Source organism: Arthrobacter sp. T2-23 (genome assembly GCF_055398325.1).
The window spans coordinates 1,013,857-1,038,450 of the sequence record NZ_AP027917.1 but is presented as its reverse complement, the minus strand read 5'-3'; the positions used below and the strand labels follow the sequence as shown (position 1 = coordinate 1,038,450).

The following is a 24,594-nucleotide window of genomic DNA, read 5'->3' as shown; positions in this document are numbered from 1 at the left end:
TCATGAGCGAAATTACGGCACACGGCGAGAAGAAGCTGGTACTTGCCGCCGGGCGCGCACACCCGGAGCTGGCGCGCGAGATCGCCAAGGAGCTGGGCACCGAGCTGCTGCCGCTGGACGCCTACGACTTCGCCAACGGCGAGATCTACGTCCGGGCCGGCGAGAGTGTCCGCGGCACCGACGCCTTCGTCATCCAGGCGCACCCGGCCCCGCTGAACAACTGGCTCATGGAGCAGCTGATCATGATCGATTCGCTCAAGCGGGCCTCCGCCAAGCGCATCACCGTGGTCTCCCCGTTCTACCCCTACGCCCGGCAGGACAAAAAGGGACGCGGCCGCGAGCCGATCTCGGCCCGCCTCGTCGCCGACTTGTACAAGACCGCCGGCGCCGACCGCATCATGAGCGTGGACCTGCACACCTCGCAGATCCAGGGCTTCTTCGACGGCCCCGTGGACCACCTGATGGCCATCCCGCTCCTCGCCGACTACATCCGCACCCGGGTGGGCTCGGACAACATCACCGTCGTCTCCCCGGACACCGGCCGCGTCCGCGTCGCCGAACAGTGGGCCGAGCGCCTCGGCGGCGCCCCGCTGGCCTTCGTGCACAAGAGCCGCGACCTCACGGTCCCCAACCAGGCGGTCTCCAAGACCGTCGTCGGCCAGATCGAAGGCCGCACCTGCGTGCTGATCGACGACATGATCGACACCGGTGGAACCATCTCCGGCGCCGTCCAGGTGCTCAAGAACGCCGGCGCCAAGGACGTCATTATCGCCGCCACCCATGCGGTGTTCTCCGACCCGGCGTCGCAGCGCCTCGCGGAGTCGGGCGCCCGCGAAGTCGTGGTCACCAACACCCTGCCGATCTCCGCGAACAAGCACTTCCCGCAGCTCACCGTGCTCTCCATCGCGCCGCTAATCGCCCGCGCGATCCGTGAAGTGTTCGACGACGGCTCCGTGACGAGCCTCTTCGACGGCAACGCATAGCAGCCGCCCGGCCGGGCCCCGTTTTCGCGACGGGGCCCGGCACTGCTAAACTCGATCCGATACCTTGGCGAGGGAGAGCGCCGGCTTTGACAGCCGGACTGCTGGTCTCCGTAATCGACTGGGTCTGAATCTCCCTTCTGAGGGGCGGCCCGGCCGCCCGGCGTTGAAGGTCGCTGACAGACCTCCGCCCTTGCTGAACACCGTTCGTCCCAGAGGAGATTTCCATGGCTGAGCAGAAGCTCGCAGCAGAAGTACGCACCGAATTCGGCAAGGGTTTTGCCCGCCGCGCCCGCATGGCCAACCAGATCCCGGCTGTCATCTACGGCCACGGCGCCGAGCCGATCCACATCACCCTGCCGGCAAAGGCCACCACCCTGGCCGTCCGCACCGCCAACGCCCTGCTGTCCCTGGACATCAACGGCGAAGAGCACCTGGCCCTGGTCAAGGACATCCAGCGCAACCCGATCAAGCAGATCATCGAGCACCTCGACCTGCTGACCGTCCGCAAGGGCGAGAAGGTCACCGTTGACGTCCCCGTCCACGTCACCGGCGATGTCGCCCCGGGCAACGTGCACAACCTCGAGATGACCACCATCTCGCTCGAGGCCGAGGCAACCCACCTGCCGACCGCCGTCGAGGTCAGCATCGAAGGCCGCGCCGCCGGCGAGCACATTCACGCCTCCGACGTCGTGCTGCCGAAGGGCACCGTCCTGCTGGCCGACGCCGACGCCCTGGTCGTGAACATCTCCGAGGCCGTTGAAATCCTCGAAGAGGAAGAGACCACGGAAGAGGCTGCCCCGGCCGAAGGCGCCGCTGCCGAAGAGACCTCCGAGGCTGCTGCCGAGTAATTCCGGCGTATTCTCAGGTGGCCGGGTCCCGATGGGGCCCGGCCACCGTCGTCTCCGCTCCCGCCGCCCCAGTTCCCGGCGCATTGACCCGCCGCCCCCCGAAGGATGGACCCATGACTGACACCTGGCTGATCGTAGGCCTTGGCAATCCGGGCACCGAGTACGCCCACAACCGGCACAACGTCGGCCAGATGGTGCTCGACGAACTCTCGGCCCGGGTCGGCGGAACCTTCAAGTCGCACAAAACCCGCGCCCAGGTCCTGGAAGGGCGGCTTGGCATCGGCGGCCCGCGGGTGGTTCTGGCCAAGCCCCTGAGTTACATGAATGTCTCCGGCGGCCCGGTCTCCGCGCTCGCGAAGTTCTACGATGTTGAGCCCGCCCACGTCGTTGCCGTTCACGATGAGATCGACATTCCCTTTAATACGGTCAAACTCAAGATCGGTGGGGGTGAAGGCGGCCACAACGGCCTCCGCGACATCTCCAAGGCGCTGGCCACGAAGGACTACCTGCGGGTACGCGTGGGGGTGGGCCGCCCGCCGGGCCGGATGGACACCGCCGACTTCGTGCTGCGGGACTTCGCCACAACGGAGAAGAAGGAACTTCCGTTCCTGATCGACACCGCCGCCGACGCCGTTGAGGCGCTCGTCCGCGACGGGCTCCAGCAGGCCCAGCAGAAGTTCCACCCCGCGAAGGCAACATAGCCGGCGCCGGTCCCGGTTTCCTTTCCAAGCGTCGCGCGTTGCCGCTATGATCTGTCTACTCTCTTGTCGGGGGATAGGGTTACGCTACTTCTAGGCGGGCGGTGACGGGGTTTGCCGTCCGCAAAGCGGTACAAAGGAAACTAGATGTCGAGGGATTCGCTGGGCTGGGGGAATGTTTCCATTACATTGGCGCCCGCCGAAGAACAACACGCCGCGGGGCCGGCGCACAGACACGCGTGGTCTGGCCTGGCCCGCGGAGCCGACGCCGACCGTGTCCGGACGGCCCTCACCGCGCCCGAGAGCATGGGCGCCGTCATCACCGGGGATCGGGGCGTCGGGAAATCGCTGGTCGGACGCAGCGCCCTCGCCGGCTTCGGCCCGGACGTCTATACCCTCCAGCTGCGCACCTCCGGGCCAGGCGCCGCCACCCCCTACGGATGCCTGGCCTTCACCCTCGCCCGCCTCCCGCAGAGCTCGCTTGGTTCGCCGACGGCGATCCTGCACGGAATCACCGCGCTGATCCGCAACGACGCCGCGGGACGCAAATGCGTGATCCTGGTGGACAACGCCGGATCCCTCGACGAGCAGAGCACCGGGGTCCTGCTCAACTTGCTGCAGACCGGCACCGCGCGGCTGATCGCCACCGCGCAGCGCGCCACCGACCTCCCGCCCGACTTCTATTGGCTCATCACCTCCGGGCAGCTGGCGGAAGTCCGGCTCGCCGGCATGACGGCGATCGAAACGCAGGAGGTGCTCCAGGCGGCGCTCGGGCACCGGGTGTCGACCGCCCTGGCAACGCAGATGCACGAGCTGGTCGGCGGCAGCCCTACCCTCCTGCAGGCCGTCGTCTCCGAGCAGATCGAACGCGGCAACCTGGTGTTGTCCGGCTCGGTCTGGACCCTCGTCGACGAGGTGGTGCTGGACGGCAAGACCGCGCTGGAGGATATCGTCAGGGCACGGTACGCCCGGGAAACGCCCGAGGCCCGTGAAGTGATCGAGGTGCTCTCCTGCGCCCGCTGCATGTCCTTGTCCCGGCTGGCGAGGATGTACGGCCCGGGCCTGATTGCGGACATGGAGGAAGCCGGCCAGATCGTCGTCGACCGCACCGACCGGCACTTCGTGACGCTGGGGGACCGGTACCTGGGCGACATCGTGCGGAACTGGCTCAGTGTGGAGCGCCGGCTGGAGCTGCGCGACAAGGTTCCCGGCCACCAGGAACACGAACTGGGCGAACTCACCGTGGAAGACCTACTCGCCTACGCGGCCTGGACGCACGACTGCCACGCCGAGCTGGCGGCGGCCCACGCGCTGGCCGCCGCCCAGGCCGCCGTCCGCCTCTTCGACCCGAAATTCGCACTGAAGTGCGCGGCCAGCATCGTCCCCGGCGACACCGAATGGCCCGAGGGACAGCTGCAGAAGGCTGCCGCGTACCTGCAGCTGGGCCTTCCCCTGCAGGCGATGTCCGCCCTGGACGACGTCACCGAGGAGCAGACCAACGCCCTCGCCCCGGAGCCCTTTGCCGAGCTGATCGCGGCGAAGGCCGACTGCATGGCCTGGCTGGAGGACCGCTCCGGGAAGGTCCCCGAGCTGATCCGGCAGGCGCGGTTGCGGCTGCAGGAATTCCGCCATGGCGAGGCCGACGCCGCCGGCGATGCCGACGCCGCCGGCGAGGCCGACGCCGCCGGCGAGGCCGACGCCGCCGACGGCAACGCGGACGGGCTGGCCCGCGCCGGCCTGTGCCTTGACCTCTGCGAGTTCAACTACCTCTCCTTCATCGGCGACTACCGGCCGATGATGGACCGGCTCGCCGCAGCCGCGAGTGCCGACACCGACGCCCTCGACCCGGTCCACCGGCTGCGGACTTCGATCATCCTGATGGAAGCCCTGTGCATGACCGGCAAGGAACTGGAGGCCCGCCAGCTGATGCGAGACATCGGCGGAAGACTCGGTGAGTGGGCCAATGTCCCGCGGATCAGGGAGAACTTCGCCTGGCGTTCCTTCAATGTCCTGCTTCTCTCCGGTCATTGGCGGCAGAGTATCGACATGCTCAAAGACGCCAGCGGGCGCGCCGGGCACGGCCTGCACTCGGGCAGCGCTGCCACCGACCTCGCCGTCGGGCTCGCCTATGTATATGCAGGCCGCGGCTACCTGGCCCTGGACCCGCTGCTCGCCGCGATCGCCCAGCTCGAAGTCCGGACCAGCCTGCACGCGCTGCGCCAGGCATACGCCGCCACCGCTTTTGCCTATGCACAGATGGGCAACTCCGTGCAGGCTACCGTCTACCTGGACCGCGCACGGTCCGCGGAGGGGCCGGCCCGCTTCGTTGTCAGCAGCTCGGCCGAGTTCTGCATGGACATGGCCTCCCGCTGGCTGGGCGACCCCGACGCGAAGGACCGGCTGGTCCGCGCCGCCGAGCGGCACTTCCGGAACGGTCTCTATACCCTGGCCGGGATCTGCATGCTCGGCGCAACCGTCAACGGCACCGTGAAGGACTTCCAGTTCATGGAGGAGATCGCCGGGCTGCGGCAGGGCCCCCTCGCAGAGTTGTCCCGGGTGGTGGCGGTCGGCAGCCGCACGAAGGACGCCGTGACGATGCTCGAAGCGGCCGAACTCGCCGCCGCCCTGGAGCTCGACGCCGTGCAGGCCAGATGCGCGGCGCTCGCCTTCGATTTCGCCAAAGCCGCCGGGCTCGCCGGCAGCGCCACGGCGGCGCACAGCATGCTGGAGTCCTTGTCCGAGTCGGTCCCGGCGTTGCCGGTCGTGCCGCACACCAAGGGCCCGCTGCTGACCGAGCGGGAGCGGCAAATCGCGGCCCTCGCCGGCAACGGAGTTTCCAACAAAGACATCGCCCTGGACGTGGGCATCTCGGTTCGGACAGTGGAGGGGCACTTGTACCAGGTATTCACGAAGCTCGGAGTGTCCTCGCGGAGTGATCTGCTTGGACTCATCTAGGGTGCGCGTAGCCGCTCCCGGCGATGTGCAGCAGGGCGTCCTGACCGGACGGTCGGAAGACCTGGCATCCGCAGTGGAGGCACTCCAGGGCGGCACCCACGTCGCTGTGCTGTTGCTCGGCGACCACGGGATCGGCAAATCGCGGTTGATGGAGGCCGTGGCCGAGGAGCTCCGCGGCCAGGTGACGCCGGTGCGGCTGCACGGCAGCCCGGCCCTGAGCCATGTGCCTTACGGCGTGCTGGCGCCGTTCATCGTTGACCTGCCGGTGGAGGACGCCACGTCCCAGCTGGCCGTGCTTCGGACGTTTTGGAGCTACCTCGAAGGGCAGCGGCGGTCGACCCAGAAGCCGCTGCTGCTGATCGTCGACGATGCCCACGACCTGGATGAGGCAACGGCCGGGGTCCTGGCGGAACTCGCCGCCGCCGGCTGGGCAAAGCTGCTCGTCGGCGCGGCGTCCCGCCCTGGACTGCCCGAGCCGCTCCTGCAGCTCTGGTTCGAGGGAATTGCCGAACGGCACGACCTGCGCCCGCTCAGCCGGGAACAAACGACCGAAATCCTGGCGCACCAGCTCGGACCCCAAGTTCTGCCCAATGTCGCTGAAGTGCTCTGGGAGGCCTCCGGCGGCAACCCGCTGTTGCTGGGCTGCCTGGTCGACGACGCAAAGAGCGACGGCACGCTGCTCCAACGCAATGGGGTGTGGCTGCTCGCCCGCCCGCTGAACAGCCACGGCGAACGGCTCACCGACGTCGTCCGCCGCCAGCTGCTCCGGCGCCCCGCCGAAGAACGGAAGGCGCTGAACCTCGTGGCGCTGGCCGAGCCGGTGCCCAAGGCCCTGATCGAAGCCATGGTGGACGAAGCCACCGTCACGGGGCTGATCGAACAGGAACTCTTCCGCATTTCCGAGGGGCCGGAACCCGAACTTCGGCTGTGGCACTCCGTGTACGGCGATACCCTGCGGAACCTGGTTTCTCCTGCCCGCAGCCTGCAGCTCCGCCAGAGCCTGTTGCGGCTGATGGACCGGGAACCGGCCTCGGCCGAGGGACTCCTGCGCCAGGTGAGCTGGTCAATCGAATGCGGCGTCGAGGTCGAGGACCGCCAGTTACTCCGGGCCGCGATCCTTGCCAGCAGACTCTTCGAAGACGAACTCGCGCGCAAGGCCGCCTCCCAGGTCAAGGACCCGGAACTGCAGATCGCGGCCCGGTCGGTGATCGCACGGACGTACTACAACACCTCAAACCACGCGGCGGCACGGGACATCCTGGAGGCGGATTTCGCCAAGGGACGCACTCTGGCCAGCCTGCTGACCGGCTCGCTGCTGTGGGCGGCGGTGCTTTCCGCGCTCGGACACACGCCGGCCGACATCATGCAGCGGGCCGAGGCGCTGTTGCGTGCCGGCGAGCGGCTGGCCGGTGACTGCCCCGACGAGGCCGCCGGCATCCTTGCCGCGACGCGGGAACGGGTGCAGACCATCCGCACCATGGTGCTGGCACTCGCTGGCGACGCGGAGGCTGCCGGCAGCGATGTTGCCGGCCCGGACGCCGACCGGTTGCCGGCCAGCAGCCTTGAACGGGCTTTCAGCCTGGCTCTGGAGGCGGAACAACTGCTGGTCCAGGGCAAACCGGACAGCGCCTCCGCCGCGGCGGCCGCCGCCTTGGCGGCCGCCGGAACCGAGCACGACGAGCTGTACTTTCTCTCGGACTTCCTGGCGGTCCGCGCCGTGACGGCGGTGATCCACGGCGGTGACTGGGCAGCCGCGGAAAGCCTGCTCGGACGCTTCGTGGCCAGGTACGGACCCAGCCTGATTTCGTTTGGTGGTGGAGTCCACACGGCGAGCGGCATCGTGCTGCTGTATCAGGGCAGGTCAGTCGAGGCCAAGCGGACGCTGCGGGCAGCCCTCGAAGCGCTGCGGCTCGCCGACCCGCAACAGTTGTTTTCGCTGACCGCTGCGATGGCGTTTGCCGCCGCCGCCGACGCCGGTGCCACGGAGAAGGCCGCCGAGTTCCTGGCGGACTACGAATCCGCCCGGCCCCCCGTCTCCCGCTACCTGCGTGCCCTGTCCGCCATGGCCGTGGTGTACGGGAAGGCCCGGCTCGGCGGCTACCGCCGTGCGGCGGAGGAACTGCAAAGGCTCGGAACGCCAGACGGCGGCGGCAACACCGCGGGACTGGAGTTCGATGCGCTGGCCTTCAGGCTGGCCCTCGGGGACAGGGAGGCGGCCGTGCGGCTGCGCGAACTGGCACCGGAACTGGAGGGCCGCCGTGCCGGGGCCGTCTGTGGGTACGCCGCCGCGATCGGGTCCGGGCAGCCCGGTGAGCTGATTGACGCGGCAAAGACCTGCGAAGAGGCCGAACTGTGGGGCTTCGCCGCGCTGGCGTACGGCGACGCCGCCACCGCCTATCACGCCGCCGGCGACACGTTGCGGGAGCGGATGGCCACGGCGCAGCGGCAGCGGTGCCGTGACCGTGCCGACAGCGCTGCCGGGGACGAACCGGCCGGCCAGGACGACACGCTCGGACTCTTGACCCGTCGCGAACGTGACATCGTGGGGCTGGCGGTCCGTGGCCTGAGCGACCGGCAAATCGCAGCCGAACTGCAGGTGTCAGTCCGGACCGTGGAGGGCCACCTGTACCGCAGTTATGCCAAGCTGAACATCAAGGGACGCGAGGAACTCCGCCAAATGTCCGGGGAGTAGGTGTTCCGTGCTCGGCCGGATCGCAATTACGGCCGGGGACACTTGGAGTCGGTTCGGAACTACTTGGTTTGCCGCACCGGGGGCTTGGCGGAATCCGAGTACAGCCGCGTAGACACCGGAGCGTTACCCGCCCGGCAATCGAGTACTACTTACGGATGCCTTCGCGACCTCCGGTCCATAGCGTGGAGCTATCACTGGTTAAACATTGATTGCGAAGGTCTCTCCCATGTTTCAGCAAGAAGCCGGCGTGCCCGCGGGCAGCGGCAAAACGGACGCGATTTCACCAGCGCAACGCCCCCCTCAGGGGCGGCAGGAAAAACCCTTCACCCGCCAGCATGTCGTCGCCGACGTCTTGGAAACCCTGACATCAGGATCCGGCTGCGGCGTCGTCCTAGTGGGGGAGCACGGGGCCGGAAAATCCTTCATCGCCCAGCGCACCCTTGAACAACTCGGCGACGACTACCTGGTCGTCCAGGTCCGGGGCAGTTCCATTTCATCAAAACTCCCGTACGGCGCCCTGAGCGTGCTGCTCAACGATCTCGATGCCTCCCACCTGGAACACCCGCTGATGGTGCTGCGCGGGCTCACCCAACTCCTCCACACAAAAGCCCAAGGGCGCGTCATCGTCTTGTTCGTGGACAACGCCCACGACCTCGACGACCTGTCCTGCATGATGGTGGCCCAGCTTAGCGCCGGGGGCCATGTGACACTGCTTGCTGCGTGCGTCGACCTGCCCCACGTGGGCGGCGACATCATGGGGCTCTGGAAGGACGACCTGCTGCGCCGCGTGGACCTGGAGCCGTTCGATTTCGCCGAGACGGCAGCCACGCTGAACCAGGAATACGGCGGTCACTTCTCGCATACGGCCGCCCGCGCGCTCTGGAGTGCAAGCGGCGGAAACGCGCTCTTCCTGCACTCCCTGGCCCGGGAACAGATCAAGCTCGGCACCATCGTGCGGCGGGAGGGCGCCTGGGTCCAGAGCGGCCGCTCCATCGCCCTGACCGGGGAAGTCCGCGACGTCGTGAAGGCGCGGTTGAACCGGCTCAGCCCCGGTCAGCGCGACGTTTTCGAACTCCTTTCCCTCGCCGGCGCCGTTCCGCTCCAGAGCCTCATGCGGATCTTCAATCCGCAGGATATGGACAACCTGCAGGAGCGGGCCCTGATCCAGGTCAGCCACGACCATCCGCCGATGGTCAGCGTCGCCAACACGGTGACCGCCGCCATCGTCGCCAGCGTCGTGCCTCCGGGCCGCAGCGCCGAACTCCGGCGCCGCCTGACCGCGGTCTTGGCGGACACCGAGCAGGGCGAACCCACCGGGTCCTCGAACGTCGCGTGGGCCCTGGACTGCGGGGAACAGATCAGCTCCGCGACGGCGCTCGCCGCGGCGCACCTGGCCAACAACGCCTCCGATCCCGCCTCGGCGCTGCGGTTCATCCACGAAATCGATGGCGGCGAGGCGCTCACCGAGGTGGCCATCGAATCCGTGCACGCCCAGCTTGCAGTCAACAACGACGCGTCCGCACGGAGCCTGCTTAAAGGCCTTGACGCCTCCATTGGGCGTCCGCTGGCCGAGTGGGCCGCCCTGCAACTGCTGCGGGTGGATCTGGACCTGCGAAGCACCGCCACCGCAGCCGCCGCCCGGTCCAGGCTGGACCGGGTCCGCGACCGCCTCTTCGCCCCGTCCGCGGAAGAGGCGGAACAGTTGGGGGCCGCCCGCGAGCAGTTGCGGCTGGCCGAGCTGAAACTGGCAGCCTTCGAGGGCCGCTACGGTGATGTCCTCGCTGTCCATGAGGATGTGGGCGCCGAGCTGGGAACCGAAACCGGGCTCCTTACCGCTAGCTTGTTCTGCGAGGCCATGTCCGTCACCGGCAACGTCCTTGGCGCCATGGCACTGGGAAAGCAAATCATCGCCGCGGCCGCCGCCGTGCCGATGTCCGACCGGGCTGTGCGCGAGGTCAGGGGGCGTTTCCTGCTGCTCATGCTGCTGTCGGCGAAGTTCCGCGAGGCCTCGGACTTCCTCACGGCAACGTCGGGCACGCCGGAGCCGCAGGCCCGGCTGGGCGGGATGTTCGAGATTGTCCAAGGTGTCATCGACCTGCATGCCGGGAACCTGGACGGCGCCGGCCCGTGGCTCGAGGCCGGCATGTGGCAGCTGCGGATGCTGGATCCCGATGCCCTGTCCGGACTGGCCACCGCGGCCTGCGCCTATGCCGCCGGGCTCGCCGGTGACGAGGAAAGAGCCGGCCTGTTGCTCGCCGAATTGGTGCAGCCGCAACGTGCCAGCTCCTGGCTGGTGGCCCGGATGACACGGTACTTCGAGCTGTGCGCGCTCGCCGAACTCGGCCAGCGGCCGGCGGCAATCCGCACCCTCACCGCCGAATCGGACAGCGACGCGGACGCCGGGGCCACAGCCGTAGGGCTGCTTTTCCTTTCCGCGGCGGCCAGGTTGGGCGACCGGCAGCTGTGCCAGAAGCTCGCCGGCCTCGCGGGCCGGGTGTCCGGGCAGTTTGCCCTGCTCTGCCTGCGGCTCGCCGACGGCGTGAAGGACTGCGCCAGCGAACAACTGCTGGCCGTCGCCAAGGACGCCGACGCTGCGGGGAACGCAGTGTTCGCCCGCGACGTGGCCCGCCGGGCGGTCTACTGCGCCAACGAGGCCGGGAACCGTATCGCGCTCCGCGTCTCGCAGCGCACGGAACAGTCCTTGGACGACAGGTTCGGCAGCCCGAAAAACGGCCTGCATTCGCTGACGACCTCCACCCTGACCGCCAGGGAATGCGAAGTCGCCGTCCGGGCTGCGGCCGGAACGTCCAACCGCAAAATCGCCGAACAGATGCACGTCTCGATCCGCACGGTCGAGGGCCACTTGTACCAGGTGTACGCAAAACTCCATGTCGCCAGCCGATCGGAGCTCAAAGATGTCATCTCGGGACCGGCGGCCAGCGCCCGCATCGGCTGACCCGCACCGAACCCACCGGGGCCCGGACGCGGTCGACGGCGGCGGGAGTGGCCCTGAGTGGAAAGCCTGACTGATGCCGTGACCCTGGTCGGCCGCTCCGGCGTCGTCAAGGAGGTGGTCCGCTGCCTCCGTGACGAGGGCAGGGCCGGGGCTGTGATTGTCGGGAGTTCGGGGTCCGGTAAGACCGCCGTCGTGAAGGCTGTCCTTACGGAACTGCACCCGCAGGGAACGGTGATCAGGCTCGCAGGGACCCCGGCGCTCGCCGCCGTCCCGTTCGGCGCGCTCGCACCGTATCTGGCGGGTCTCCCGGCGCACGACCTCGATTCATACGCTGCCGTGCTGGCGGCCGTGACAGCCAGCCTGAGGGCTGAGCCAAAGCTGGCCCTGTTCGTGATCGACGACGCCCAAAGTCTGGACCGGGGGACTGTCCAGTTGGTGGCGCAGGCCGTCGCCACCGGCGCGGCCCGATTGCTCGCCACCTGCCGTCCCGGGCCGCTGATTCCCGAGGAGTTCCTGGCCCTGTGGGATGACGGGATCATCGCGAAATTCGATCTGGCGCCCCTCAGCCGTTCCGAGGTGCATCAACTCTGCGAACAGGTGCTGCGCGCCGAGGTGTCCCCGTGGGTGAGCGAGGTGTTCGCCAAACTGACGGAGGGCAATCCGTTTAGGCTGATGTCCCTGATCGAGCACGCCCGCGCGACCGGAGCCATCGGGCTGAGACGTGGAGCGTGGTTCCTCCTCGCGGCGCCGGATCTGGGCAGCGTTCCGGCCGCTGATCTGCTCGACCACCAAATTCGCTCGATGTCCCCGGAGGAAAAGACGGCCGCTGCCATTGTCGCCCTGGCCGGGCCGCTCTCGCTCGGCCAGATCCTCAGGTTCAGCAGCCCCCGTGCCGTCGACGCCCTCGAGATGGCCGGGATCATCACCGTTTCACGGGACCGCGACCGGATCGTCAAGCCCGCCAGCCCGCTTATCGGGGAGATCATCCGCCGCCGCGTGCCCGCGGGACGGAGCGCCAGTCTCCGGGCCAGCCTGCTGGCACTGCCCTGGGTGGGCGCGGTGCACCCGGATGCCTTCCTGAACCAGCTGCGCTGGTCGCTGGATTCCGGGGCCGAGGTCCCCGCCGCGGAACTGCTCCGGGCCGCCACGGCAGCGAACGTCCAGCTGGACACCGCGACGGCGCTCCGGGCCGCGGGCGCCATCAAGGAGGAGCACTTCCTTTCTGAGGCGAGGATCCAGCTGGCCTATTCCAATTACATCCTCGGCCGGAGCGAGGCGTCGGCCGGTTACCTCGAAGCCGCGCAGCCGGTCCGCTACGGCCGGGCCTCCTACCTCGCCGCACTCCTGGCCGCGCGGCTCGGAACCGTGGCGGCATCCCTCGAACTTCCGCGCGAGGCGGGCGACGGGGGACCGGACGCCGTCGGCCCGGACGAGCCGCTCTGGGCGGGGCCAACCGCGGGCGTGGCAACCGGCCTCCTGCTGGAGCGCTGGGAGGGCCGGACCGCGGAGCTTCAGGAACGGCTGCAGGGGCTCGTCGCGGCCGCGGAGGGCAACCCGGAAATCCGCATCCCGGCGGTGTCTCGCCTGGCGGAGGTACTCACCGCCCAGGGCCGGGTGCTGGCGGGGCTGGGCATCGACCGGGAGGCCTGGCACGGCGTGCAGGACGCCGGCCTGGCACTTCCCCTGGTCTACGAAGACGTGCTGGCAAGGCACTGTCTGAACCTGATCCGCGCCGGCGAATGGGCTGAACTCGCCTCCGCCCTGGACGACTACACCGCGGGCCTGTCCCTACGGCTGCTGTACAGCGGGGGCATGCTGCACGTGATGCGCGGCTACTCCAGGCTGCGGCAGGGCCGCCTCCCGGAAAGCCTCGCCGAACTGTTGCTCGGAGTGGAAGAACTCCTGATCGCGGACCCCTGGGAACTGCTGGCCTTCGCGCACGCCGTGGCGGCCTACGCCGCCGCCGCCGCCGGACACCCCGGCGACGCAGCCGAACAGGCGCTGGCCTTCCGCAGCACCGCCTACCGCGAGCCGGCAACGCTTGGGCTCCTTGCGGCGGCCTACTGCACCGCTGCGGAGGTCGCATCTGGCCGGGACGGCGACGACGGCCGGCGCGAACTTGACCGGCTCGCGGACGAAGCGCAGCGGCAGGGGCTGCGGGGCGTGGAAACCGATATTCGACGGCTCGCGCTGCATGGCGGGGACACGGCGGCCGCGGCCGCCCTGGCGGCCAGCAGCAGTGCCGTCGAAGGCCCTGAGGCGCGGCTGCTGCGGGACTACGCGCTCGCGGTCGCCGCCTCGGATTCGACCGAGCTGATGGCCGTGAGCGATCAGGCTCTGAGCGCCGGATACCTGTTGCTGGCGCTCGAGGCCGCCCAGCAGGCCGCGCATCTGCTCGAACATGACCCGGACAAATGGAAACTGACCGCGGTCCAGCGCAAGGTGCACCACCGGATGGTCGCCGCCGGCATGTCCGCTCAGATGAACATCGTCCGCGGCGAGCATCACGCCGACCTCACCGCCCGGGAAACCGAGATCCTGAAGCTCGTGGCGGGCGGGGCCACGAACGCGGAAATAGCCGCCCGGTTGACCTTGTCGCAACGGACCGTCGAGGGCCATCTCTACCGCATCTTCGGGAAGCTCGGCGTCAGCCGCCGGGGCGAGCTCGTGGACGTCCAGCGTGATTTGCCGCAACCCTGACAGCGGCCGGGCCGGCAGCGGGGCCTGAGTGCGAAATGCAAGCGTTTTTTGACGCCACCGCGGGGAAGCCCGCGTATCGCCTGCGTGCCCCGGACACCATCCGGGAGTATGCCCAAGTAGTACGCCAGCGTAGTCCCCAAGAGAAGTCGGGTAACCCCTACTCGTGTGCAGATCCGGCCTCCGCGATTGACTTAAGTCAGTCCCAGGAACGACTCACAAGGGTCTCAAGATGAGTAATTTCTCAAGATGAATAACTACAGGGTGATAACCGACTGCAGGCAGCGCCCGCAGAGGAGCAGGGCCACAAGCCTGAGTTCCAGCGCCGCAATTGCCAGAGCCACGCGCAAACGTGGCCGTGTCGACACCACCCATAACCGAACTCCTTCAATGGAACCGTACGGTGCCCCAACCGGTAGCCGTACCCCCAAGACGGAGCCGGCGGCGTCAGAGCCTTCTGAGACCGAGGCTCTCCCCCCAGCCGCCGCCGGCTCCCTTAAACGGTCCGCACCACTGAGAGATGTGGAACTGCCCTGATCGCGGTAGACGAACACCGCACCGGCTAGAGAAAAAGAGGCAGTTGTTGGCATCGACGCCCCGCCCGGGTCCTACGGCCCGCAGGCGGGGCTCTTACGTGTGTCTGGACCACCGATGGGCTCTGCGGCGTTTTTGTCAGCGCCAGACGGCGCGCATCGGGATAGCCGACGATCTGCCAGCGGGACCTCGGCCGGCCCCCCGCGACGCCGCCGCATCCGAGCGTTGCGCGAACGTGGGATAATTAGGTCTAATCTGCGTGACGTAATAGGTTCCCGCCCCCGGCGGGCGGCCCTCTTGCGCCGCAGCGACTGCCGATCCAGGAGTTCCTGCCCATGGTTGCTACACCAGCCCATCTCCTCAGCTCAGCCGCGGCGCTGGGCAACGAGGAGGTCATGAGGATCCGCAACGACTTCCCCATCCTGAACCGGACCGTCAACGGGCACCGGCTCGTCTACCTGGATTCCGGGGCCACCTCGCAGAACCCGCTCAGCGTCCTGGAGGCGGAGCAGGAGTTCTACGAGCAGCGGAACTCCGCCGTGCACCGCGGCGCGCACCACCTCGCGGTGGAGGCTACCGAAGCCTTCGAGGATGCCCGCGAGACCGTGGCCGCCTTCATCGGCGCGGACCCGGATGAGCTGATCTGGACCTCCAACGCCACTGAGGGACTAAACCTGCTCAGCTACTCCTTCCTGAACGCCTCCCTGCCGGGCGCCCCCGCGGCGGCGGCCCGCTTCGCGCTCACCGCCGGCGACGAGATCGTGGTCACCGAGATGGAGCACCACGCCAACCTGATTCCCTGGCAGCAGCTGGCCGAACGGACCGGCGCCACGCTGAAGTTCATCCCGGTCGACGACGCCGGCGCCCTGGACCTCGACGCGGCCGCCCGGCTGATCGGCGGCCGCACGCGCGTGCTCGCCTTCACCCATGCCTCCAACGTCCTCGGGACCATCAACCCGGTGCCCGCGCTGGTCTCCCTGGCCCGCGCCGCCGGGGCCCTGGTGGTGCTGGACGCCTGCCAGTCCGCCCCGCACCTGGCCCTTGACGTCAAGGCCCTGGACGTGGACTTCGCCGTCTTCTCCGGCCACAAAATGCTCGGCCCCACCGGGATCGGCGGGCTCTACGGGCGCTCGGAGCTGCTCAACGCGATGCCGCCGTTCCTGACCGGTGGTTCGATGATCACCACCGTCACGATGGAACGCGCCGGATTCCTGCCCAGCCCGCAGCGTTTTGAGGCCGGCACGCAGAAGATCTCGCAGGCCGTGGCGCTGGCCGCCGCCGCCAACTACCTGAGCGAAACCGGCCTCGCCCGGATCCACGCCTGGGAAGCCGAGCTGGGCCGGCGGCTGGTGGAAGGGCTGGAGGCCATCCCCGGGATTCGGGTGCTGGGTCCGGCCGCCGGCCAGGAGCGGATCGGCCTGGCCGCGTTCGACGTCGCCGGGGTGCACGCCCACGACGTCGGACAGTTCCTCGACAGCCGCGGCATCGCCGTCCGGGTGGGCCACCACTGCGCCCAGCCCCTGCACCGCCGGCTCGGGCTCACGGCGAGCACCCGGGCCAGCACCTACCTGTACAACACCACCGACGACGTCGACGCGTTCCTCGACGCCGTCGCCGGTGTCCGCGGATACTTCCAAGCCTGAGGACGGCCCTGCATGAGTCTTGACCAGCTATACCAACAGATCATCCTGGAGCACTCCAAGGCCCGGCACGGCAGCGGCCTGGCCGACGCCGGTGTGCCGGAGGGGGCCAGCAGCGGCCAGTCGCACCAGCTCAACCCCGTCTGCGGCGACGAAATCACGCTACGGGTCGCCGTGGCCGGCGGCAAGGTCAGCGAACTGCGCTGGGACGGCGAGGGCTGCTCCATCTCGATGGCGTCCGCCTCCGTGCTGACGGACCTCGCCGAGGGTCTGGAGCCGGCAGAACTGCACCGCGTGATCGACAGCTTCCGCGAGGTACTGCGCTCCCGCGGGAAGGTGCCGGCCGACCCCGAGATCCTGGGCGACGCGGCGGCTTTCGAGGGCGTGTCCCGCTACGCCGCCCGGGTGAAGTGCGCCATGCTCTCCTGGGTGGCCGCCGAGGACGCCCTCGGCCAGGTGGAGTCACACCGGGATCCCGCGAACTAGGTCGGCAGCGCTCCTGACCTCAGGGCCGGCCGAGGCCCTTGTAGGTCCAGCCCGCGGCGCGCCATTTGGCCGGGTCCAGCACGTTCCGGCCGTCCAGGATCCGCGGCGCCGAGACCAGGGCCAGGGTGTCGTGCGGGTCCAGCTCGCGGTACTGCCGCCACTCCGTCAACAGCAGCACGGCGTCGGCCTTGTGCAGGGCGGCGTCCAGGTCCGGCTCGAGCGGGAGTTCCGGGAAACGCTTGGCGGCGTTTGCCAACGCCTGCGGATCGGTCACCGTCACCACGGCGCCCTGGAGCTGGAGCTGGGCCGCGGCGCTCAGCGCCGGCGAGTCCCGGACGTCGTCGCTCTCGGGTTTGAAGGCGGCGCCCAGCACGGCGATCCGCTGCCCCATCAGGGATCCGCCGCACAGTTCCCGGGTGAGCTCGACAACGCGGGTCCGCCGCCGCATGTTGATCGCGTCCACCTCGCGCAGGAATGTCAGGGCCTGGTCCGCGCCCAGCTCGCCCGCGCGGGCCATAAACGCACGGATGTCCTTGGGCAGGCAGCCCCCGCCGAAGCCGATCCCGGCGTTGAGGAATTTCCGGCCGATCCTCTCATCCATGCCGATCGCGTCGGCCAGCCGGGTGACGTCAGCGCCGGTGGCCTCGCAGACCTCGGCCATCGCGTTGATGAAGGAGATCTTGGTGGCGAGGAAGGAGTTCGCGGCGGCCTTGACCAGCTCGGCCGTGGCGTAGTCGGTGATGAGCCGCGGCGTTCCGCCCGCCAGCGGCGTCGCATAGACCCGGTCCAGGACGGCGACGGCTGGGTCGTCCTCCCTGCCGTCCGGGACGCCGTAGACGAACCGGTCGGGGTTCAGGGTGTCCGTGACGGCGTGGCCCTCGCGGAGGAATTCGGGATTCCAGACGAGGGTGGCGCCCGGCTCGGTCTCCGCGATGAGCTCGGCGAGCCGGGCGGCCGTCCCTACCGGCACCGTGGATTTCCCGGCGATCACGTCGCCCGAGGATACCTGGCCTGCCAGCGCTTCCACGGCCGCGTCGACAAAGCGCAGATCCGCCCTGTTTTCGCCCCGTTTTTGCGGGGTTCCGACGCAGATGAAGTGGACTTCCGCCCCGCGGGCGGCGGACATCTCGGTGGTGAACCGCAGCCGGCCGGATTCTTCGAGTTCCGACAGGAGTTCGTCGAGCACGGGTTCATAGAACGGGGCCCGTCCCCGGGACAGCTGCTCCACCTTGTCCGCGTCGACGTCGATGCCGACCACATCGTGGCCCAGCCTCGCCATGCACGCCGCGTGGACCGCGCCCAGGTAGCCGCAGCCGATAACCGAGATCCGCATTCCGAGGTCCTTCCGCCAAGCGTGTGATCACAGAGTACGTGCCGGCACCCGGTTTCGGACAGGCCTGCGGCGCGCCATTATCGGCAGCGCGAGAAGGGCACCAAGGAGGGCGCCGAGGCTGTTGGCCACGATGTCGGCGAGGGTGGGGTAGCGGTCGGGCAGGAAGAGGAACTGCGCGAGCTCGATGGCGGAGGACGCGAGCAGGCCGGCGGCCGCGCCCACCCACCAGTAGACGCGGCCGATGATCCAGGCAACGAGTGCGCCCAGCGGCACGAACAGCAGCACGTTGGAGGCGGATTCCACAAAACCGTAGTCGATCCAGTCGGGGACTCCCCGGCGGTGCAGCGCCCGGAGTGCCCGCTCCAGGAGCCCTGAAATGGGCCGGTCCACCGGTTGCGGCCACAGGGCCACCCCCGCCAGCACCGCGACGTAGGCGACGAGCCCCCAGGTGGCCACGCGATGGGGCCTCACAGGCATCCCCCTTCAGCAGTGGGCGGGCATTTTCCTGATTCTAGCCCCGCGCCGGGGTCAGCCGACCAGGCCCGCGATCCCGATGGCCGCCGTCGCCGCGCCGAGCAGCATCGAGATGCTGACCAGTACAACGTGGACGGTGAGGAAACGGGTGGCCTTGCCGCCGGCGTCGCGGGCCCGCGGGTCCTTCATGACGCGGCGCAGGAACTGCGGCCAGACCGCCAGGGACCAGACGCCGGCCACCACCAGCACGACGGCGAGGTAAGCGGGAAGCTCCATCGGCTAGTGGCTTTCGAGCCAGGCCTGGGCCTGGGTGGACTGGATGTTGAGGGCCTTGCCGACCATCGGCTCGGCCGCATCGGCGATCTTCCCGCCCAGCAGCGGCACCGAGGAGGTGACGGTGCCCTCCAGCTCGATCCTTGTGCTGCCGCCGTCGGCGACGAGGCGCTGCACGGCGTTGACATCCAGCGGGGCGCCGGCGACCTTGAGCGAGATGCTGCTCTGGCGGGAACCGTCGGCGGCCGGGGCTTCCCAGCTCTCCAGCTGCGTCACCTTGAGGCTCTCGCCAACGAACTTGCGGGCCAGGTCCGGCATCCGGGTGGTCGGGATGGTGCGGACGGTCGTGGTGTTGAACGCTCCGGCCGGGTCGCCGTCGACGGCAAACGATTCGAGGGTTCCGCCGACGAGTTCGCTGGTGTGGCGCAGGAAGTCCTCGTTGACGAAAACTGCCGTGACGCTCTCAACGTTGTGCGGAAGGGTGGTGGATGCACTCAGGGCCATTGGGGGTCCTCCATGGGGTGGGACTGGACGTTTCGGGCTCCCAACATCCTACGCGGTGGGCCCGGCGGGTTTCGATTCGGCCGCCGTCTCCGTCTCCCGCTCTGTCTCTGCGAGGCGTTGCGCCGCCGCGGCGATATTCCGCGACATGGCGGGGAAAATCAGGCTGTGGAACGGCAGCACGGCGAGCCAGTAGAGCTTGCCGCTGAGCCCCTTTGGGAAGAAGATCGCCCGCTGCCGGTAGCGGCTGCCGGTGCCCTCCGGTTCCACCGACAATTCCAGCCAGGCCCGGCCGGGCGCCCGCATTTCGGCGCGCAGCCGCAGCAGCCGGCCGCGGTCGATCCGCTCGACCCGCCACCAGTCCACCACCTCGCCTTCGGCCAGCAGGCGCGGGTGCCGCCGGCCGCGCGCCAGCCCCGCGCCCCCGGTGAGCTTGTCCAGCCAGCCGCGCACGCTCCAGGCCAGCGGCAGCGAATACCAGCCGTTGCGTCCGCCGATGCCTTCGATGATGGTCCAGACGTGTTTCGGGTCCACCGGGCTGGAGTAGGCGCGCTCGTCGACATAGACCCGGTGGCCGGCCCAGTCCGGGTCGCTCGGCAGCGGATCGGCGTCGGCCCCGGCGTTGGCCCACGTCGTCTCCACCTGCCCGTCGCGCTCCTTGCCCAGGGCCAGGGCCACCGCGCGCCGGTAGGGGGTGAGCCCTCCCTCTGGCTGCGGGATGTAGGAATCGATGTCATGCTCCCGCGATACGGCGTCGTGCTGCAGCGACTCCACCAGCGGCAGCGACATGGACAACGGGATCGGGGTGGTCAACGCGACCCACATCCCGGCAAGTTTCGGCGCGGGGATCGGCAGCGCCAACACCACCCGGTGCGGCAGCCCGGCCTCCGCGGCATATTCCTGCATCATGCCCGCGTAGCTGAGAACCTGCCGGGAGCCGATGTCGAAGGTGCGGTTGATCGGCCCTTCGAGCGCTGCGGCCCCGACGAGGTAGTGCAGCACGTCCCGCACCGCGATCGCCTCAATCTTGTTCCGCACCCAGCTGGGGGCGGGCATCACGGGCAGGGTCTCGGACAGGTGCCTGATCATCTCGAACGACGCCGAGCCGGAGCCGATCACGACGCCCGCCTGGAACACGATCGCATCGACCGGGCCGTCCAGGAAGACCTTGCCCACGGCCTCCCGGGACCGCATGTGCGTGGAGAGCTCGGCACCGGAGGGGTGCAGGCCGCCGAGGTAGACAATCCGATCGACGCCGGCCCCGGCGGCTGCCTGTGCCGCCGTTTCTGCCATGGCCTTTTCCTTGGCTTCGAACCCGGAGCCTCCCGCCATTGAGTGGACGAGGTAGTAGAGCACGTCGACGCCCTCGAGCGCCTCCCGCAGTGCAGCGCCGTCATCGAGGCTGCTCTGGATCACCTCGACCTGCTCCAGCCACGGGACCCCGGCGATTTTCGCCGGGGTCCGGACCAGGACCTTCACCCGGTGCCCGGCCTCGAGCAGGCGGGGGACCAGCCTTCCGCCGATGTACCCGGTGGCGCCTGTCACGAGCACCGTCTTCGTCTTCGCAGCCTTGGGGGTGCCGTTCATGGGTGGCTCCTTCTCATTGCGGACTCATTGCGGACTCATTGCGGATATCAGCCGGCGGATACAAGCCATTCGGAGCGGCGCCCCGTCCGGACTGCACGGCCCCCGACTGCACGGCCCCGGACTGTACGGCCCTGGCCGAAGTCCGTGCTGCCAGCTTAGCCTCGGGTGCCGGGCCGCCGCCGGGTCGCGGTAGGCTGGAAGGACCCGGGATTCTTGCGAATTTCGGGTATTCGTGTTGCCTGCATTCCCGTGATCACTTCAGGAGTTCCAGCCATGAGCCTCAACGGCCCCTCTCTCACCGGTCTGCGGCGTGTCCTCGCCGAGGACAAGACCTTCGCCCGTGTGCAGGCCGAAGCGTCACGGCCGTTTACGGCGCGCAGCGAGGACTACCAGCTCAGCGCGCCGGCCGGGATGCGGGCCGCGCTCCTCGCGGAGATGGCCGACGGCCTCGCAGTGGTCCCGTCCGACGGTGGCCCGTCCGGCGGCCCGTCCGGCGGCGCGACGCCGGTCGTCCTGGCCGTCACCGCGACCGGCCGCGAGGCCGAGGACCTGGCCGCCGCCCTGCGCGCCTTCCTGCCGGCAGACTCCGTCGCCGAGTTCCCCAGCTGGGAGACCCTGCCGCACGAACGGCTGTCGCCGCGCTCGGACACGGTGGGCCGCCGGCTCTCCGTGCTCCGCCGCCTCGCGCACCCGGAAACCGCCGGCGGCGGGCCCCTCCGCGTGGTTGTCGCCCCGGTCCGCGCCGTGGTGCAACCGATTGTGGCGGGCCTTGGCGAGCTGGTCCCGGTGACCCTCTCGGTGGGCCAGGACGCCCCGTTCGGGGACGTCGTGAAGAACCTCGCGGACGCCGCGTACGCCCGGGTGGACATGGTCACCCGCCGCGGCGAGTTCGCGGTCCGCGGCGGCATGCTGGACGTCTTCCCGCCCACCGAGGACCACCCGATCCGGGTCGAGTTCTTCGGCGACGAGGTCGAGCAGATGCGCTGGTTCGCCGTCGCCGACCAGCGCTCGCTGACCGCACCAGGCGTGCACCACCCCACCGAACTGCACGCCCCGCCTTGCCGCGAAATCCTGATCACGCCTTCGGTGATGTCCCGGGCCGCGACCCTGAAGGCCCAGCTGCCGGCCGCGGCGGACATGTTGGAGAAAATCGCCGGCGGCATCGCCGTCGAAGGCATGGAGTCACTGGCCCCGGTGCTGGTAGATTCCATGGTGCCGTTCCTGGACCAGTTCCCGGCGGGCTCCATCTCCGTCGTGATCGAACCCGAAAAGGTCCGCACCCGCGCCCACGACCTCGCCGCCACCAACGAGGAGTTCCTCGAGGCGGCCTGGTCCACGGCGTCCGACGGCGGAACCGCCCCGCTGGATTTGAGTTCCGCGGCGTCCGCGGCCCTGCACTCGGCGAGCTTCCGCTCGCTGGGCGAGACCCGCTCCACCGCGCTCGCGCACGGCGTGTCATGGTGGTCCATCAGCTCGCTCGCCAGCGACGAGGAGCTGCTGCCGGAGATCGACGTGCTAAACCTGCACGCCCGCGAACCGCGCGGCTACCAGGGCGACGTGGCCGAGATGATGGACTTCATCGGCTCGCACGTGCGGGAACAGTGGCGGATCGTCGTCGCCACCGAGGGCCCCGGGCCGGCGCAGCGCCTCGCCGAGCTCTTCCACGACAATGACATTCCCTGCGCCCGGGTCGAAGCCCTGGACGCGGACCCGCAGCCGGGCCTGATCGAGGTGACCACCGCCGCCGTCGGCCGCGGCTTTGTGCTGGACGCGCTCAAAGTGGCCCTGCTGACCGAGGCCGACCTGCTGGGCCGGACCTCCGCCGGTTCCACCAAGGACATGCGCCGGATGCCGTCCAAGCGGCGCAACGCCGTGGACCCGCTGCAGCTGCTGGCCGGTGACTTCGTGGTGCACGAACAGCACGGCATCGGCCGGTTCGTGGAACTGATCCAGCGCAAGGTCGCCGGTGGCGGCGACGGCGTGCGCGAATACCTGGTGCTGGAGTACGCGCCGTCCAAGCGCGGCGCCCCGGGTGACCGGCTCTTTGTCCCCACCGACCAGCTTGACCAGGTCACCCGCTACGTCGGCGGCGACACCCCGGTGCTGAGCAAGATGGGCGGCTCCGACTGGGCCAGCACCAAGTCCAAGGCCCGCAAGGCCGTCAAGGAGATCGCCGGCGAACTGATCCGGCTGTACTCGGCCCGGATGGCCTCCCGCGGCCACGCCTTCGGCCCGGACACCCCGTGGCAGCGCGAACTCGAAGAGGCCTTCCCCTATGTGGAGACCCCGGACCAGCTGACCACCATCAACGAGGTCAAGGCGGACATGGAGCGGGAGATCCCGATGGACCGCCTGGTCTCCGGCGACGTCGGCTACGGCAAGACCGAGATCGCGGTCCGGGCGGCCTTCAAGGCCGTCCAGGACGGCAAGCAGGTCGCCGTGCTGGTGCCCACCACCCTGCTCGCGCAGCAGCACTACGAGACCTTCACGGAACGCTTCTCCGGCTTCCCGCTGCGGGTCAAGCCGCTGTCCCGCTTCCAGGGCGCCAAGGAGGCCAAGGAGACGGCCGAGGGCGTGAAGAACGGCACCGTCGACGTCGTGATCGGCACGCACCGGCTGCTGTCCAAGGACTTCGCGTTCAAGGACCTCGGCCTCGTGATCGTGGACGAGGAGCAGCGCTTCGGCGTCGAACACAAGGAAGCGCTCAAGAAGATGCGCACCAACGTGGACGTCCTGGCCATGAGCGCCACCCCGATCCCGCGCACCCTTGAGATGTCCCTGACCGGCATCCGCGAGACCTCCACGCTGGCCACCCCGCCGGAGGAGCGGCACCCGGTGCTGACCTACGTGGGTCCGTACACGGACAAGCAGACCTCGGCCGCGATCCGGCGCGAGCTGATGCGCGAGGGCCAGGTCTTCTTTGTGCACAACCGGGTCTCCACGATTGACCGGACCGCGGCGAAGATCCGCGAACTGGTCCCCGAGGCGCGCGTGGAGGTGGCGCACGGCAAGATGTCCGAGAGCCGGCTGGAGCAGATCATCGTGGACTTCTGGGAGAAGCGCTTCGACGTGCTGGTCTGCACCACGATCATCGAGACCGGCCTGGACATCTCCAACGCCAACACCCTGATCGTGGACGGCGCGGACAAATACGGGCTCTCCCAGCTGCACCAGCTGCGCGGGCGTGTGGGCCGCGGCCGGGAACGGGCGTACGCCTACTTCCTGTACCCCTCGGAGAAGCCGCTGGGCGAGGTGGCCCTGGAACGGCTCAAGGCGGTCGCCACCCACAACGAGCTCGGCGCCGGCATGCAGCTGGCCATGAAGGACCTCGAGATCCGCGGCGCGGGCAACCTGCTGGGCGGGGAACAGTCCGGCCACATCCAGGGCGTCGGCTTCGACCTTTACATCCGGCTGGTTGGCGAAGCCGTGGCCGACTACCGCGGCGAGGCCGAGGAAAAGGCCGCGGAGATGAAGATCGAGCTGCCGGTCAACGCGCACCTGCCGCACGACTACGTGCCCGGCGAACGGCTGCGCCTGGAGGCCTACCGGAAGCTGGCCGCCGCGCTCAGCAACGAGGCCATCGACGAGGTCGAGGCCGAACTCGTGGACCGCTACGGCGAGCTGCCGCTGCCCGCGGAGAACCTCGTGGCCGTGGCCCGGTTCCGGGTCGGCGCGCGCGAGGCCGGCCTGACCGACGTCGCCCTGCAGGGGAACTTCATCAAGTTCTCGCCCGCCCAACTGCCGGAATCCAAGCTGATGCGGCTGGCCCGGATGTACCCCGGTTCGCAGGCGAAGCCGGCCCTGGACGCGGTGCTGATCCCCAAGCCCAAGACGGCCAGGGTCGGGGGCCGAGACCTGCAGGACGCCGAGATCCTGGCCTGGGCCAACGGCGTGATCGAGGCGATCTTCTCCGACGCCCCGCTCCCAGTGGGCTAGC

General features: G+C 69.2%; 15 protein-coding genes. 10 read left to right on the top strand and 5 right to left on the bottom strand.

Annotation, left to right across the window (positions count from 1 at the left end; all coding sequences use genetic code 11):
- Positions 1-2 precede the first annotated feature (2 nt).
- The 9 genes from ACZ5Z0_RS04780 to sufU all read left to right on the top strand — a co-directional run bounded on the left by ACZ5Z0_RS04780 (position 3) and on the right by sufU (position 16,489).
- Positions 3-983, top strand: a complete 981-nt coding sequence (locus tag ACZ5Z0_RS04780) for a ribose-phosphate diphosphokinase (RefSeq protein WP_138769945.1) — start codon at positions 3-5, stop codon at positions 981-983.
- A gap of 224 nt (positions 984-1,207) precedes the next feature.
- Positions 1,208-1,831 carry a 50S ribosomal protein L25/general stress protein Ctc gene (locus ACZ5Z0_RS04775; protein WP_138769944.1) on the top strand — a complete coding sequence of 208 codons (624 nt, stop codon included), beginning with the start codon at positions 1,208-1,210 and terminating at the stop codon, positions 1,829-1,831.
- 113 nt (positions 1,832-1,944) lie between these two features.
- Positions 1,945-2,532 (top strand): aminoacyl-tRNA hydrolase, encoded by a 588-nt coding sequence (gene pth, locus ACZ5Z0_RS04770; protein ID WP_464110112.1) that lies wholly within the window; start codon positions 1,945-1,947, stop codon positions 2,530-2,532.
- A gap of 144 nt (positions 2,533-2,676) precedes the next feature.
- Complete coding sequence (locus ACZ5Z0_RS04765; protein WP_464110111.1) at positions 2,677-5,484, top strand: helix-turn-helix transcriptional regulator; 2,808 nt, start codon at positions 2,677-2,679, stop codon at positions 5,482-5,484.
- A 1-nt stretch (position 5,485) separates the two neighbouring features.
- Entirely contained in the window at positions 5,486-8,176 is a 2,691-nt protein-coding gene (locus ACZ5Z0_RS04760; protein ID WP_464110110.1) for a helix-turn-helix transcriptional regulator, read from the top strand.
- A gap of 226 nt (positions 8,177-8,402) precedes the next feature.
- A complete protein-coding gene (locus ACZ5Z0_RS04755) occupies positions 8,403-11,132 on the top strand; it encodes a helix-turn-helix transcriptional regulator (RefSeq protein ID WP_464110109.1) in 2,730 nt (909 codons plus the stop codon).
- A gap of 57 nt (positions 11,133-11,189) precedes the next feature.
- Complete coding sequence (locus tag ACZ5Z0_RS04750; protein ID WP_464110108.1) at positions 11,190-13,832, top strand: LuxR C-terminal-related transcriptional regulator; 2,643 nt, start codon at positions 11,190-11,192, stop codon at positions 13,830-13,832.
- A gap of 860 nt (positions 13,833-14,692) precedes the next feature.
- A complete protein-coding gene (locus ACZ5Z0_RS04745) occupies positions 14,693-16,006 on the top strand; it encodes a SufS family cysteine desulfurase (protein WP_464110717.1) in 1,314 nt (437 codons plus the stop codon).
- A gap of 12 nt (positions 16,007-16,018) precedes the next feature.
- Complete coding sequence (sufU, locus tag ACZ5Z0_RS04740; RefSeq protein ID WP_464110107.1) at positions 16,019-16,489, top strand: Fe-S cluster assembly sulfur transfer protein SufU; 471 nt, start codon at positions 16,019-16,021, stop codon at positions 16,487-16,489.
- Positions 16,490-16,508: 19 nt separating this feature from the next.
- Here the strand turns inward: sufU and ACZ5Z0_RS04735 are convergent, their stop codons facing one another.
- Genes ACZ5Z0_RS04735 through ACZ5Z0_RS04715 form a run of 5 tightly spaced genes read right to left on the bottom strand, consistent with a single transcriptional unit; the run spans position 16,509 to position 20,657 of the window.
- Positions 16,509-17,822, bottom strand: coding sequence for a UDP-glucose dehydrogenase family protein (locus ACZ5Z0_RS04735; protein ID WP_464110106.1), 1,314 nt, complete (start codon positions 17,820-17,822; stop codon positions 16,509-16,511).
- A 27-nt stretch (positions 17,823-17,849) separates the two neighbouring features.
- Complete coding sequence (locus tag ACZ5Z0_RS04730) at positions 17,850-18,293, bottom strand: VanZ family protein (RefSeq protein ID WP_464110105.1); 444 nt, start codon at positions 18,291-18,293, stop codon at positions 17,850-17,852.
- 57 nt (positions 18,294-18,350) lie between these two features.
- Positions 18,351-18,572, bottom strand: a complete 222-nt coding sequence (locus ACZ5Z0_RS04725; protein WP_464110104.1) for an SCO4848 family membrane protein — start codon at positions 18,570-18,572, stop codon at positions 18,351-18,353.
- A 3-nt stretch (positions 18,573-18,575) separates the two neighbouring features.
- Positions 18,576-19,073 carry a DUF2505 domain-containing protein gene (locus tag ACZ5Z0_RS04720; RefSeq protein ID WP_464110103.1) on the bottom strand — a complete coding sequence of 166 codons (498 nt, stop codon included), beginning with the start codon at positions 19,071-19,073 and terminating at the stop codon, positions 18,576-18,578.
- A gap of 48 nt (positions 19,074-19,121) precedes the next feature.
- Positions 19,122-20,657 carry an SDR family oxidoreductase gene (locus tag ACZ5Z0_RS04715; RefSeq protein WP_464110102.1) on the bottom strand — a complete coding sequence of 512 codons (1,536 nt, stop codon included), beginning with the start codon at positions 20,655-20,657 and terminating at the stop codon, positions 19,122-19,124.
- Between the two features lie 273 nt (positions 20,658-20,930).
- Here ACZ5Z0_RS04715 and mfd point away from each other — a divergent pair, with 273 nt between their 5' ends.
- Complete coding sequence (gene mfd, locus ACZ5Z0_RS04710; RefSeq protein ID WP_464110101.1) at positions 20,931-24,593, top strand: transcription-repair coupling factor; 3,663 nt, start codon at positions 20,931-20,933, stop codon at positions 24,591-24,593.
- Position 24,594 lies beyond the last annotated feature (1 nt).